The sequence below is a fragment of the Streptomyces sp. NPDC037401 genome, from assembly GCF_055602345.1.
This window is the reverse complement of the sequence record NZ_JBVJWO010000011.1, coordinates 83,604-97,955: the sequence shown is the minus strand read 5'-3', so window position 1 is coordinate 97,955 and position 14,352 is coordinate 83,604. Positions and strand designations below refer to the sequence as shown.

The following is a 14,352-nucleotide window of genomic DNA, read 5'->3' as shown; positions in this document are numbered from 1 at the left end:
ACCGCCCCGGGGCGGTTAGGCTCTAGACCGGCAGGGCCACCGCACGGCCCACGCGCCACCGCACACCCAGCGTCACATCCCAGAAGGAGATGCTCGTGCCGTCCATCGACGTCGTCGTAGCCCGGGAAATCCTGGACTCCCGAGGCAACCCCACGGTCGAGGTCGAGGTGGGCCTCGACGACGGCAGCACCGGCCGTGCTGCCGTTCCGTCCGGCGCCTCCACCGGTGCCTTCGAGGCCATCGAGCTCCGCGACGGTGACCCCAACCGCTACATGGGCAAGGGCGTCGAGAAGGCCGTCCTGGCCGTCATCGAGCAGATCGGCCCCGAGCTGGTCGGCTACGACGCCACCGAGCAGCGCCTGATCGACCAGGCCATGTTCGACCTGGACGCCACCGACAACAAGGGCTCCCTCGGCGCCAACGCCATCCTCGGCGTGTCGCTCGCCGTGGCCCACGCCGCGTCCGAGGCCTCGGACCTGCCGCTCTTCCGCTACCTCGGCGGCCCGAACGCGCACCTGCTGCCCGTTCCGATGATGAACATCCTGAACGGCGGCTCGCACGCCGACTCCAACGTGGACATCCAGGAGTTCATGATCGCGCCGATCGGCGCGGAGTCCTTCTCCGAGGCCCTCCGCTGGGGTGCCGAGGTCTACCACACCCTCAAGAAGGTCCTGCACACCAAGGGCCTCTCGACCGGTCTGGGCGACGAGGGCGGCTTCGCCCCGAACCTGGAGTCCAACCGCGCCGCGCTCGACCTCATCGTCGAGGCCATCAAGCAGGCCGGCTACGTCCCGGGCAAGGACATCGCGCTCGCGCTCGACGTCGCCGCGTCCGAGTTCTACAAGGACGGCAAGTACGAGTTCGAGGGCCAGTCCCGCTCGGCCGCCGAGATGACCGAGTACTACGCCGAGCTCGTCGAGGCGTACCCGCTGGTCTCCATCGAGGACCCGCTGTTCGAGGACGACTGGGCCGGCTGGAAGGTCATCACCGACAAGCTCGGCGCCAAGGTCCAGATCGTCGGTGACGACCTGTTCGTCACCAACCCCGAGCGTCTGGCCCGCGGTATCGAGGAAGGCTCCGCCAACGCCCTGCTCGTGAAGGTGAACCAGATCGGTTCGCTGACCGAGACCCTGGACGCCGTCGAGATGGCCCAGCGCAACGGCTTCAAGTGCATGATGTCGCACCGCTCCGGCGAGACCGAGGACGTCACCATCGCCGACCTCGCCGTCGCCGTGAACTGCGGTCAGATCAAGACCGGCGCCCCGGCCCGCTCGGACCGCGTCGCCAAGTACAACCAGCTGCTGCGCATCGAGGAGATCCTCGACGACGCCGCCGTGTACGCGGGCCGCTCCGCGTTCCCGCGGTTCAAGGGCTGAACCGGCCGAACAGGCTGAACCGCAGAACCCGCTGAACCTCTAGATCCCTCTAGAGCCTCCCTGCGTCCCCGCACTCGGTCCCGTACCGTGTGCGGGGACGCAGGCGCTTAGAGAAGGGGAGGCGGACATGGCCGGGAACCGGGACCGGTTCTCCACCGCGACCAGACTCAAGCAGCTCGGGGAGCGGACCGCCGCCCACGTCTACCGCTCGCAGTCCCGCCGGCAGGTCCGGCGCAGCCGGCTGACCGGCCGTGCGGCCCTGCTCGCCCTCGTCCTCTGTACCCTGGTCGTCGCTCTCGCCTACCCGATGCGGCAGTACGTCTCCCAGCGCTCGGAGATCGCCGAGCAGCAGCGCACGGCCGACGAGGCGCGCCAGCGCCTCGAGGAGCTGCGGGACGAGAAGGCGCGCTGGCAGGACCCGGCCTATGTGGAACAGCAGGCGCGCCGGCATCTGCACTACGTGCGTCCGGGGGAGATCGGCTACACCGTGATCGACCCCGAGGCGGCGGAGGAGGAGCGCCGCCGCGCCGAGGACGGCACGAACGACCGCCCCTGGTACTCCAACGTCTGGGACGGAGTCGACAAGGCCGACCGCCCGGACGACGACTAGCCAGACCGGTCGGACCGGTCATGCCGGTCAGACCAATCCGACCACGAACGAAGAGACTTCACAGCAGGCATGGACACGCCCCCGCCCCAGACCGACCGGACCGAGCCCACGGCCGCCGACATCGAAGCGTTCCAGCAGCAGCTCGGACGCCCGCCGCGCGGCCTGCGGGCCATCGCCCACCGCTGCCCCTGCGGCCAGCCGGACGTGGTCGAGACGGCCCCGCGGCTGCCGGACGGCACCCCGTTCCCGACCCTGTACTACCTGACCTGCCCGCGTGCCGCCGGTGCCATCGGCACCCTGGAGGGCTCGGGGCTGATGAAGGAGATGCAGGACCGGCTCGCCACCGACCCGGAACTGGCCGCCGCCTACCGGGCCGCGCACGAGGACTACATCGGCCGCCGCGACGCCATCGAGGTGCTCCAGGGCTTCCCCAGCGCCGGCGGCATGCCGGACCGGGTGAAGTGCCTGCACGTGCTCGTCGGCCACTCCCTGGTCGCGGGCCCGGGCGTGAACCCGTTCGGCGACGAGGCCCTCGCGCTGCTGCCCGAGTGGTGGGCCAAGGGCGCGTGCGTCACCCCCTGCGCTGACCAGAAGGCCGGGGAGGGGTCCGAGTGACCCGGGTCGCGGCCGTCGACTGCGGTACGAACTCCATCCGGCTGCTGGTCGCGGACTGCGACCCGGAGACCGGAGAGCTGGTCGAGCTGGACCGGCGGATGACCATCGTCCGGCTCGGCCAGGGCGTGGACAAGACCGGCCGGCTGGCCCCCGAGGCCCTGGAGCGGACCTTCGCGGCCTGCCGCGAGTACGCCGCCGTGATCAAGGAGCTCGGTGCCGAGCGGCTGCGCTTCGTGGCCACCTCGGCCTCCCGGGACGCCGAGAACCGCGACGACTTCGTCGCGGGCGTCCTGGACATCCTGGGCGTCGAGCCCGAGGTGATCTCCGGTGACCAGGAGGCGGAGTTCTCCTTCACCGGCGCCACCAAGGAGCTCGCGGGCGCCGCGCACCTGGACAAGCCGTTCCTGGTCGTCGACATCGGCGGCGGTTCCACCGAGTTCGTGGTGGGCGAGGAGCACGTGCGGGCGGCCCGCTCGGTCGACATCGGCTGCGTCCGGATGACCGAGCGGCACCTGGTCGTGGACGGCGTCGTCACCGACCCGCCCACCGCGGCGCAGGTCGCGGCGGTCCGGGCCGACATCGAAGCCGCGCTGGACCTGGCAGCCGAGACCGTCCCGCTGACCGAGGCCCGGACCCTGGTCGGCCTGGCGGGCTCGGTGACCACGGTCGCCGGGATCGCCCTGGGCCTGCCGGAGTACGACTCCGCCGCGATCCACCACGCCCGCATCCCGTACGAGACGGTCCGCGAGATCTCCGGGCGGATGCTGACCTCGACCCACGCCGAACGCGCCGCGCTGGGCGTGATGCACCCCGGCCGGGTCGACGTCATCGGCGCGGGCGCCCTGGTCCTGCTGGCGATCATGGAGCGCATCGGCGCCTCGGAGGTCGTCGTCTCCGAGCACGACATCCTGGACGGCATCGCCTTCGCCACCGCAGCCGCGGCGGAATCGGCGCACCGGCCCTCCTGACCTGCCCGGCCACGCACAGCGGCGCCCCGGTGACCCCACCGGAGCGCCGCTGCCGCGTTCAGCTGCCGCGGTAGACGCCGCGACGGTCGCCGACTTCGACGACGAGGACGACGAGCTCGCCGTCCGTGGAATGCCGGTTTTGCGGCGTCCTTGGAATCCTTCGCGTACGGGCGGGACTTCGGAGGAAACGCGGGGCCGAAGCGGTCGGGCTCCTCTGAGGGTGCCTTCCGGAGGGGTGATCGGCCGTGTTTTGAGGCGTCGGCCGAACGAACTTCGTGAAGTTCTTCACAAGGAATTTGGGCCCCTCGGCCCAACCGGGCGGTGCATCGGGGCCCGTTGGACGCTCGTTCGGGCCCGGCGTGCCCCTTTCGTGCGATTGCCGGGGCGTGCCGCCTCCGGGTCGGAGGTATCGACGAAACCGCGTGGTCCAGGGCTGCGGGAGGGCTGGAGGCCAGCTCAGGACGGGTGTACAACGCGTTTGCGGACACCGTGGTTCCCGTTGCGGACCATGACCTGGGTCACGTGGGCCGCGCAGTGTAGCAGAGGGCCTCGCACTCCTTGTGAAGGGGCTCACGAGCGCCCCTCCAACGGGTGCTGGATACTCGATGGCATGAGCACCACGGAGCGTCCCAGGATCCTCGTTGTAGGAGGTGGGTACGTAGGCCTGTACGCGGCCAAGCGCATTCTCAAGAAGATGCGCTACGCCGAGGCGACCGTCACGGTCGTCGACCCGCGGTCGTACATGACCTACCAGCCCTTCCTCCCCGAAGTGGCCGCAGGCAGCATCTCGCCTCGGCACGTCGTCGTCCCGCTGCGACGCGTGCTGCCCAAGGCTGAGGTTCTCACCGGCCGGGTCACCAGCATCGACCAGGACCGCAAGGTCGCCGTCGTCACGCCGCTGGTCGGCGAGGCGTACGAGCTGCCCTTCGACTACCTGGTGATCGCGCTCGGTGCCATCTCCCGTACCTTCCCGATCCCCGGCCTCGCCGAGCAGGGCATCGGCATGAAGGGCGTCGAGGAGGGCATCGGCCTGCGCAACCACGTCCTCGAGCAGCTCGACAAGGCCGAGTCCACGACGGACGAGAACGTCCGCCGCAAGGCCCTCACCTTCGTCTTCGTGGGCGGCGGCTTCGCCGGCGCGGAGACCATCGGCGAGGTCGAGGACATGGCCCGCGACGCCGCGAAGTACTACACCAACGTGAAGCGCGAGGACATGCGCTTCATCCTGGTGGACGCAGCGGACAAGATCCTCCCCGAGGTCGGCCCCAAGCTGGGCACCTGGGGCAAGGAGCACCTCGAGTCCCGCGGCATCGAGATCTACCTCAGCACCTCCATGGACTCCTGCGTGGACGGCCACGTGGTGCTGAAGAACGGCCTCGAGGTCGACTCCAACACCATCGTCTGGACCGCCGGCGTCAAGCCGAACCCGGCCCTGGGCCGCTACGGCCTGCCGCTGGGCCCGCGCGGTCACGTCGACTGTCGGCCGACCCTCCAGGTCCAGGGCTCGGACTACATCTGGGCCGCGGGCGACAACGCCCAGGTCCCGGACATGGCCCTGCGCAAGGCCGGCGTCGAGAACGCCTGGTGCCCGCCGAACGCCCAGCACGCGCTGCGCCAGGCCAAGGTCCTCGGCGACAACGTGGTCTCCGGCATGCGGGGCTTCCCGCAGAAGGACTACGAGCACCACAACAAGGGTGCGGTGGCGGGCCTCGGCCTCCACAAGGGCGTCGCGATGATCGTCATGGGCAAGATGAAGATCAAGCTCAAGGGCCGTCTCGCCTGGTACATGCACCGTGGCTACCACGGCATGGCCATGCCGACCTGGAACCGCAAGATCCGCGTCTTCGCCGACTGGACCCTCGCCATGTTCCTCAAGCGCGAGGTCGTCTCCCTCGGTGCCCTGGAGACCCCCCGCGAGGAGTTCTACGAGGCGGCCAAGCCGGCCCCGGTCGCCGCGGCCCCCGCCGAGAAGGCGGAGAAGGCCAAGGCCTCCTGACCCGGTACGACCCGCAGGACCTGCACGACCCCGAAGGGGCCTCCCGCCATCCGTGGTGCGGGAGGCCCCTTCGGGTATTTCCCGGCGGCTCCCGGCGTTTCGCTCCGCTTACCGGGCGCGGCGGTGGGGTAGCTCGGTGGGTTGGAGCCCACTGGAGGTGTTGCCATGACCGACGCCGCTCCGCGGCTGACCGCACTCGCCGAGACCCTGCTCGGCGCGCCCCTCCCCATCCGCATCCGGGCCTGGGACGGCAGCGCATCCGGGCCGCCGGGGGCTCCGGCGCTGGTCGTCCGGCACCGCAGGGCGCTGCGCCGGCTGCTGTGGAAGCCCGGGGAGCTGGGGCTGGCCCGCGGCTGGGTGGCCGGGGAGCTGGACGTCGAAGGAGACCTGTACGAGCTGCTGGCGGGCCTCGGCGGCCTGCTGTGGGAGCAGCCCCGGCAGGAGGCCGATGCTGCCGCCCCGGCGCCCGTGGAACCCGTCCGGGCCCGGCTGCGCGACCCGCAGGTCCGGGCGGCCCTGCGGGACCTCGTACGGCTCGCGGGACCGTGGCCGCAGCCCGCGCCGCCGCCCGAGGAGGCGGGCCGGCGGATCGGGCCGCTGCACACCCGGCGCCGCGACCGGCAGGCCGTCAGCCACCACTACGACGTGGGGAACGACTTCTACGAGCGCGTCCTCGGGCCCTCGATGGTGTACTCCTGCGCGTACTGGCGGCCGGACGCCACCCTGGAGGAGGCGCAGTACGACAAGCTCGGCCTTGTCTGCCGCAAGCTGGCCCTCGCGGAGGGCGACCGGCTGCTGGACGTGGGCTGCGGCTGGGGCTCGATGGCCCTGCACGCGGCTCGCGAGCACGGCGCCCGGGTCACCGGCATCACCCTGTCCCGCGAGCAGGCGGCGTACGCCCGCAAACGCGTCGCGGAGGAGGGCCTCGCGGACCGGATCGAGATCCGGGTCCAGGACTACCGGGACGTCAAGGACGGTCCGTACGACGCGATTTCCTCGATCGGGATGGCCGAGCACGTGGGCTCCCGGCGCTACCGGGAGTACGCGGGCACCCTGTTCGCCCTGCTGCGCCCCGAGGGGCGGCTGCTGAACCACCAGATCGCGCGCCTCCCCGAGCCGGACGAATCGGCGTACCGCCTCGACGAGTTCATCGACGCGTACGTCTTCCCCGACGGCGAGCTGTCGCCGCTGGGCACGACGGTCGGGGAGCTGGAACGGGCGGGCTTCGAAGTGCGGGACGTGGAGTCGATCCGCGAGCACTACGGGCTGACCCTGCGGGCCTGGGTGGCCCGGCTGGAGGAGCACTGGAAGGAGGCGGTCCGCCTCACCTCGCCGGGCCGGGCCCGGGTCTGGCGGCTGTACATGGCGGCCTCGGCGCTGGGCTTCGAGCACAACCGGCTGGGCGTGAACCAGGTGCTGGCGGTCCGGCCGGGCCCCGGCGGCGCCTCGGGCCTGCCGCTGCGCACGCGCGAGTGGAAGGCGCTCTGAGCGTGCTTGCAGGGCCCTGACGGACGCACGGGGGCCTTGAGACGGACAGGGGCCTGACGGACGCACAGGGGCCCCGCGGCACACTGCCGCGGGGCCCCTGTCCGGTACTCCGGTCCTGCTACTCGGTCTTGATGGCCGTGAGCATGTTCAGCCGGGCGGCGCTGCGGGCCGGCCACATGGCGGCCAGGACGCCGACCAGGCCGGCCAGGAGCAGGAAGATGCCGATCCGGTCGAACGGGATCACGAGCGAGTAGCCCGGGATCGAGTTCTTGATGGTCTGGCCGATGGCCCAGGCGAGGAAGGTGCCGAGGCCGATGCCGATGACTGCGCCGAAGAGGGAGATGACCACGGCCTCCAGGCGGATCATGTTCTTGACCCGGCCGCGGTCGAGGCCGATCGCCCGCAGCATGCCGATCTCCTGCTGGCGCTCGAACACCGACATCGCAAGGGTGTTGACCACGCCGAGAACCGCGATGATCAGCGCCATGCCGAGCAGGCCGTACATGATGTTCAGCATCATGTTGATGATGCCGCCGAAGGTGTTGCGGATGTCCGTCTGGTCCTGGACGCTCACGGCCGGGTTGCTGCCCAGCGCGTCGACGATCTTCTGCTCGTTGGCCGCGGACTCGCCGCCGGACATCTTCACGAAGACCTGGCGGATGTCGGAGCGCTCGCCGTCGGAGTGGCGGTCGAGGATCTTGGCGTCGAGGACGTACGGCGAGACGAACTCGTTGGGCTCGTAGATCGCCCCGACGGTCAGCGTCTCCTTCTTGCCGTCGTCGAACTGGACCTCGAGGGTCTTGCCGACGGACAGGCGCGCGCTCTTGGCGGTCTTCTCGTCGACCGCGACCTTGCCCTCGCCGAGCGAGGCGGTCGAGCCGCTGAGGACCTCGAGCCTGAGGAGCTGGTCGATGCCCTTCGGGTTGACGCCCGAGGCCGAGTGGTACTCCTCGCCGACCTTGAAGTAACCGGCCTGCTGCGGGGAGACGGCCTCGGCGCCGGCGGCCTTCTCCAGGGCCGGCAGGACCGACTTGTCGAGGCTGTCGCCGCTGGCCATCGTGACCATGTAGTCGGCCTTGATCACGTCGGTGGTCATGCGGTCGACGGCCTTGCCGACCGTGACGCCGAGCACGGTGAGGCCGGTGACCAGGGTGAGGCCGATGGCGAGCGAGGCGGCGGTGACGCCGGTGCGGCGGGGGTTGCGCACGGCGTTCTGCGCGGCCAGCTTGCCCGCGACGCCGAACACGCGCTGGAGCAGCGGCCGTACGGCGGCGATGACCGGGCGGGACAGCATCGGGATCAGGATGATCACGCCGATCAGCGCGAAGAACGCACCCGCGCCGATCGTCATGCGGCCGTCGGAGCCGGAGGCGGCACCTGCCACCACGGCGCCCAGGCCCAGCAGGGTCAGCACGGCGCCGATGCTGTTGCGCAGCACCAGGGACTTCATGGTCGCCGGGAGGTGGGCGCTGCCCATGGCGGCGACCGGGGCGATCTTGGCGGTACGGCGGGCCGGCAGCCAGGCGGCGAGCATCGTCACGACGATGCCGATGACGACGGCGGTCAGGATCGTGGACGGTGCGATGACCAGCGGGCCGTCCGGGATCTTGGCGCCGAAGCTGCCCATGGCGGAGCGCAGGCCGATCGCGAGGCCGATGCCGGCGACCAGGCCGATGGCGGAGGAGATCACGCCGACGACGAGCGCCTCGGTGAGCACCGAGCGCTTGACCTGGCTGCGGGAGGCGCCGACGGCGCGCAGCAGGGCGAGCTCCTTGGTGCGCTGGGCGACCAGCATGGTGAAGGTGTTGTAGATGAGGAAGATGCCGACGAACAGTGCGATGGCGGCGAAGGCGAGCAGCACCTGGTTCATGCCGCTCATGCCCTCCTCGATGTCCTTCGCGTTGCGCTCGGCGAGGGCGGCACCGGTCTCGGCGGTGGCGTGGTCGCCGACCAGCGGCTTGACCTCGGACAGCAGCTTGTCGGCGCTCGCACCGGCAGTGGCGGAGACGGTGAGCTCGGAGAAGTAGCCCGGCTTCAGGTACAGCTTCTGGGCGACCGGGGTGTCGAACAGGACCAGGCTGCCGCCCGCGTTGACCTGGCCGTCCTCGGTGGTGAAGACACCGGCGAGGGTGTACTCCTTCACCGGGCCGTTGGTGGCCACGCGGACCGGGTCGCCGACCTTGTAGCCGCCCTTGGAGGCGGTCTCCTTGTCGAGCGCGATCTGGTCGGCCGACGCCGGGCCGCTGCCCTCGGTGAAGGTGTAGCGCGGGTCCTCGCCGTCCTTGGCGGGGGCGAAGTTGGAGCCGTTGTTGGCCCAGCCGTTGCCTATCAGCTTGCCCTTGGCGTCGGCTACGCCCGCGAAGCCGTTGACCCGGCCGGAGACGGACTGGACGCCGTTCAGGGCGGCGACCTTGTCGAGCGTCTTCTGGCTCAGGCCGGGCTCGCTCTTGGTGCCGTTCTCCTCGCGGACGCTGCCGTAGGAGGTGACGGAGACGGCGACGCCGTCGTAGCTCTTGGCGGACTGGCCGCTGAGGGCCTTGCCGAGGGTGTCGGTGAAGACGAGGGTGCCGGAGACGAAGGCGACGCCGAGCATGACGGCGAGGACCGTCATGAGGAGCCTGGCCTTGTGCGCAAGGACGTTGCGCAGGGCGGTACGGAACATGGTGGAGGATTCCAGGAGGTCGAGGTGGGCCGGGGCCGGAGTCAGGGGTGGAACGGCCTCAGCTGGTGCGGCCCTTGGAGTCGAAGGCCTTCATGCGGTCGAGCACGCTGTCGGCGGTCGGGCGCAGCATCTCGTCGACGATGCGGCCGTCGGCGAGGAAGATGACGCGGTCGGCGTAGGACGCGGCGACCGGGTCGTGCGTGACCATGACGACGGTCTGGCCCAGCTCGCGCACGGAGTTGCGCAGGAAGCCCAGGACCTCGGCGCCGGAGCGGGAGTCGAGGTTTCCGGTGGGCTCGTCACCGAAGATGATCTCCGGCTTGGAGGCGAGGGCGCGGGCGACGGCGACGCGCTGCTGCTGGCCGCCGGAGAGCTGGGTCGGCCGGTGGCTGAGGCGCCCGGACAGGCCCACCATCTCGATGACCTTGTCCAGCCACTGCTTGTCGGCCTTGCGGCCGGCGATGTCCATGGGGAGCGTGATGTTCTCCAGGGCGGTCAGCGTCGGCAGCAGGTTGAACGCCTGGAAGATGAAGCCGATCTTGTCCCGGCGCAGCTGCGTGAGCTGCTTGTCCTTGAGGCTGCCGAGCTCGGTGTCGCCGATGCGGACGGAGCCGCTGGAGAAGGTGTCCAGGCCGGCGACGCAGTGCATCAGCGTGGACTTGCCGGAGCCGGACGGCCCCATGATCGCGGTGAACTGCCCCTGGACGAAGTCGACGGAGACGTTGTCGAGCGCGACCACCTGGGTCTCGCCCTGCCCGTACACCTTGGACAGCTGCGCGGCGCGGGCGGCCACGGCGGTGGTGCGGGGGGCGAAGTTCATGGTGGTCACGGAGGCTCCTGGGGAACGGCGGTCGGTCTGCGGGACCTTTCCATCCTCACCGCCGCCGGCCGCCGGGGGATCAGCCGCCGAGCCCGTTCTCCGGCCCACTGGAGTCTGACCCGGAGGTCTGGCCCTCCTCCTCTGGTATGACTCCGCCCCCTGGAGCGGTGGGGTGGCGTTGGGTGGCGCAAAGGCCTGGCGAAGGCCATCGAAATCTCGTCATTTCCCTACAGACGTTCGCGATGGCGGGGAGCTGCGGGCAGCGGGTGGACCGCGCGTTCTGATGTCTGACGCACCCTCAAGCGCCAATAAAATCAGACAACATCGGAACGATCTTCTCTGATCGGATGCCGGCTTCCGGATAGGCTCACCCTGCGTTGCAAGGCTCCTCGCGGAGTCGCCCGCCTTGCCCGGATGGTGGAATGCAGACACGGCGAGCTTAAACCTCGCTGGCCTTTGGGCCGTGCCGGTTCAAGTCCGGCTCCGGGCACGCAGCGCTTCCCTCCCCTCCCGCGTACAACCATTCGACTCCGTCGGCGGTCGAGCATCCGTACGTATTCACGGGAGGAAGCTCATGCACCAGTTCCGGATCTCCGGACGCCTGCTGGGGACGGCCGTCGCCGTGGCCCTGGCCGCCACCGCAAGTCCGCTCGCGGCGCCCGCCCTCGCCGCCCCCGCGGCGGGGCAGACGCAGGCCCGGACGCCGGCCGCCGCGTCCGTCCCGGCGTCCGTCCCGAGTGTCGCCCCGGGCTCGGAGGTCCTCGGCGCGGGCCCCACCGGCTTCCTCACCCAGGATGCCGACGGACGGGTCTGGACGAAGTACGCCGACGGATCCCGGACCCGGTTCGGCAAGGCGAGCAACACCTGGGGCGGCGAGGACTTCGGCGCGGTCGAGGACGTCGTCGCGGAGTACACGAAAGCGGGCTCGGCCCACTCGGTCGCCCTGACCGACACCCGCACCGGCCGGACGACCGTGCTCGACCTGACCGGCTACGACTACGTCGGCACCGTGGGCCGGACCGTGCTCGCGGAGCGCCACGACGAAGAAGGGGAGGGCTTCTACCTCCTCGACGGGTCCGGCGCCGGCGCCCCGGCCCGCAAGGTCGAAGGCTTCGGCGCATCGGACGAAGGCATCTCGATCGTGCAGGCCACCCCCGGCCACGCCCTCCTCTACGTCTCGTACTACGACGACATCCCCCCGAGCTACTACCTGATCGACCTGGCGAAGGCCCGGTACGTCGGTGGCTACGGGGACATGGGCGAGCAGCCCGAGGAGGCCATGTCCGCCGACCGCCTCGCCTTCGTCTACACGGCGGAGAACGAGCAAGGGAGCGGGGAGCGGACCCTGCTGCGCACCGTCGACCTGCGCACCGGCGCCGAGAAGGTCACCGAGGCACCGACGGGCAAGGAGGTCCCGCGCGCCCTCGGACTGGTCGGGGACCAGCTGGTGCACGGCCGGCGCGCCACGGTGTACGAGGGCACCGCCAAGGACGACCTCTCCCTCAAGACGGTCCCGCTCGCCGGGGGCACTCCGCGCAAGCTCCTCGACCACGCGACCTCGCTCGTCCGGACCCCCGACGGCGGCCTGCTGGTGCGCGGCGGCACGGCCGCCTCCGGCGAGGGCCTGTACAAGATCGCCCCGGGCGCCGATGGCACCGCGGCGGTCTCCCTGGCCGCCACGACGGGCGAGCCCACCAAGGTCGAGATCATGGAGACGGACGTCGAGAAGGCCGTCGCCCTCGACGAGCGCTCGCACCGGATGCGCTGGAAGCTGTCCCGGCTGAACGTGAAGGTCACCGTCACGATCACCCACACCGCCACCAAGCAGACGGGCACCTGGCACCCGAGCCCGTGGAGCCCCCAGCCCGGGCCGGGCTGGGTGACCCTGGACTGGGCCCGGAGCCTCGCCACCCCCGGCCGCCCGCTCTCGGCGCCCAACGGCGACTACACCTGGAAGGCCACCTTCACCCCCGTCAACGGCATCGGCCCGGCCACCAGCACCACCGGCGCCTTCAAGGTCACCCGCAAGTCCCACCCGCACGACTACACGAACAACGGCTCCCCGGACCTCCTGGACCGGGACTCCGCGGGCCGCGTGTGGCTGTACGACTCCGTCTGGAACCCGAGCGGACGTAAGTACTACCCGACGGGCGAGTTCCGCGAGCGCAAGCAGGTCCCCGGCAGCTGGGCGGGGTACAACCGGATCGTCGCGGCCGGCAACGCGGCGGGCGCCGCCGCGGGCGACCTCGTCTCCCGGGACGCCGCGGGCGCGCTCTGGCTCCACCTCGGCAAGGGCGACGGCACCTTCGACACCCGCATCAAGGTCGGCGCCGGCTGGCAGATCTACAAGCAGCTCACCGCCCTCGGCGACGTGACGAACGACGGCAGGGCGGACCTCCTGGCCACCGACGCCGCCGGAGTGATGTGGCTGTACCAGGGCACGGGCTCCTGGAAGACCCCGTACCTCCCCCGCAAGAAGGCGGGCGCGGGCTGGCAGGGCTACAACAAGATCCTGTCCGTCGGCGACATCGCCGGCACCAAGGCGGGCGACCTGGTCGCCCGGGACACCGCCGGGGTGCTGTGGTTCATGCAGGGCAAGGGCGACGGCACCTTCGCCCCCCGGGTCAAGATCGAGTCCGGCTGGGGCGGCCTCCCGCACCTGGTGGGCCTCGGAGACGGCGACCAGAACGGCCGCCCGGACCTCTTCGCCTCGAACGCCAGGACCGACTACCTGTACCGCTCCACCGGCGACGCCACCAAGCCGATCAGCGGGCGCTACACCCTCCGCCAGGACTACCCGGGCACCCCGGTCTACACGGCCGTCTTCTAGCCGCCGCCCGGGATGCCGGGACGAACGGCGGCTGAAAAGATCCTCCCTGAGCAGTAGGGTGGATTCTTTGCTAACGCATTACTGTTGTACGCAAGGCCGCGCACGGTGGCCACAGAGGAGTGAAGGATGAGGAGCAGCAACCCGGTCTTCTCGCGACGGGGGTTCAGCCGCGACAACGGCTACGCGGGCTTTGACGCGCAGCAGGTGCAGGCCGGGACCGCGACCAACCCGTACGCGACCAACCCGTACGCCGTGGACGCGCAGACCGGCATGCCGGCGGCGCCGCCCCGCGGCAACGTGATGACCATCGACGACGTCGTGAGCCGTACGGCCATGACGCTCGGCACGGTCGTCCTGACGGCGGTCCTGTCCTGGGTCCTCCTCCCGGTCGACCCGGCCAACGTCAACAAGTCGTACGGCATCGCCATCGGCGCCGCGCTCGTCGCCTTCGTGCTCGCGATGGTGCAGTCTTTCAAGAGCAAGCCGGCTCCCGCGGTCATCCTGGCCTACGCGGCCTTCGAGGGCGTGTTCCTCGGCGTCATCAGCTCGGCCGTGAGCACGTACATCAGCTCAGGCGTGGTCATCCAGGCCGTCCTCGGCACGATGTGCGTCTTCGCCGGCGTGCTCTTCGCGTACAAGATGCGCTGGATCCGCGTGACCCGACGCTTCTACGGCTTCGTCATGGCCGCCGCGGTGGGCTTCATGCTCCTCATGGTCGCCAACCTGCTCTTCAGCGTCTTCGGCGGCGGCGACGGCCTCGGCTTCCGCAGCGGTGGCCTCGGCATCCTCTTCGGTGTCATCGGTGTCATCCTCGGCGCCTGCTTCCTCGCCCTCGACTTCAAGCAGGTCGAGGACGGCGTGACGTACGGCGCACCGCGCGAGGAGTCCTGGCTGGCGGCCTTCGGCCTCACCATGACCCTGGTGTGGATCTACCTGGAGATGCTGCGGCTCTTCTCGATCCTCTCCGGCGACGACTAGTCGGACCGG

The 14,352-nt window shown here is 70.6% G+C and carries 10 protein-coding genes and 1 tRNA gene; 9 read left to right on the top strand and 2 right to left on the bottom strand.

Annotation, left to right across the window (positions count from 1 at the left end):
* Nucleotides 1–89: 89 nt before the first annotated feature.
* The 6 genes from eno (at nt 90) to ACZ7H1_RS13835 (ending at nt 7,053) form a co-directional block, all read left to right on the top strand.
* Complete coding sequence (gene eno, locus ACZ7H1_RS13860; RefSeq protein WP_470786442.1) at nt 90–1,376, top strand: phosphopyruvate hydratase; 1,287 nt, start codon at nt 90–92, stop codon at nt 1,374–1,376.
* A gap of 127 nt (nt 1,377–1,503) precedes the next feature.
* Nucleotides 1,504–1,986 carry an FtsB family cell division protein gene (locus ACZ7H1_RS13855; protein ID WP_470786440.1) on the top strand — a complete coding sequence of 161 codons (483 nt, stop codon included), beginning with the start codon at nt 1,504–1,506 and terminating at the stop codon, nt 1,984–1,986.
* Nucleotides 1,987–2,055: 69 nt separating this feature from the next.
* Entirely contained in the window at nt 2,056–2,601 is a 546-nt protein-coding gene (locus tag ACZ7H1_RS13850) for a DUF501 domain-containing protein (RefSeq protein WP_470786438.1), read from the top strand.
* Nucleotides 2,598–3,569 (top strand): Ppx/GppA phosphatase family protein, encoded by a 972-nt coding sequence (locus ACZ7H1_RS13845; RefSeq protein ID WP_470786436.1) that lies wholly within the window; start codon nt 2,598–2,600, stop codon nt 3,567–3,569. Before ACZ7H1_RS13850 ends, ACZ7H1_RS13845 begins: the two co-directional genes overlap by 4 nt.
* A 610-nt stretch (nt 3,570–4,179) precedes the next feature.
* Entirely contained in the window at nt 4,180–5,565 is a 1,386-nt protein-coding gene (locus ACZ7H1_RS13840) for an NAD(P)/FAD-dependent oxidoreductase (protein WP_470786434.1), read from the top strand.
* 165 nt (nt 5,566–5,730) lie between these two features.
* The gene (locus ACZ7H1_RS13835; protein ID WP_470786433.1) at nt 5,731–7,053 is read left to right on the top strand and encodes a class I SAM-dependent methyltransferase; all 1,323 of its coding nucleotides are present in this window, start codon (nt 5,731–5,733) and stop codon (nt 7,051–7,053) included.
* Nucleotides 7,054–7,171: 118 nt separating this feature from the next.
* Here the strand turns inward: ACZ7H1_RS13835 and ACZ7H1_RS13830 are convergent, their stop codons facing one another.
* Together ACZ7H1_RS13830 and ACZ7H1_RS13825 are read right to left on the bottom strand one after the other, a co-directional pair.
* Entirely contained in the window at nt 7,172–9,715 is a 2,544-nt protein-coding gene (locus ACZ7H1_RS13830; protein WP_470786431.1) for an ABC transporter permease, read from the bottom strand.
* Between the two features lie 58 nt (nt 9,716–9,773).
* Complete coding sequence (locus ACZ7H1_RS13825) at nt 9,774–10,544, bottom strand: ABC transporter ATP-binding protein (protein ID WP_470786430.1); 771 nt, start codon at nt 10,542–10,544, stop codon at nt 9,774–9,776.
* 399 nt (nt 10,545–10,943) lie between these two features.
* On the opposite strand from ACZ7H1_RS13825, the gene ACZ7H1_RS13820 reads away from it, so the two are divergent.
* The 3 genes from ACZ7H1_RS13820 (at nt 10,944) to ACZ7H1_RS13810 (ending at nt 14,343) form a co-directional block, all read left to right on the top strand.
* A tRNA-Leu gene (locus ACZ7H1_RS13820) sits at nt 10,944–11,025 on the top strand.
* Between the two features lie 84 nt (nt 11,026–11,109).
* The gene (locus tag ACZ7H1_RS13815) at nt 11,110–13,365 is read left to right on the top strand and encodes an FG-GAP repeat domain-containing protein (protein ID WP_470786429.1); all 2,256 of its coding nucleotides are present in this window, start codon (nt 11,110–11,112) and stop codon (nt 13,363–13,365) included.
* A gap of 126 nt (nt 13,366–13,491) precedes the next feature.
* Nucleotides 13,492–14,343: a Bax inhibitor-1/YccA family protein gene (locus ACZ7H1_RS13810; RefSeq protein WP_470786428.1), complete on the top strand. Its 852-nt coding sequence runs from the start codon at nt 13,492–13,494 to the stop codon at nt 14,341–14,343.
* The last annotated feature ends 9 nt before the right edge of the window (nt 14,344–14,352 follow it).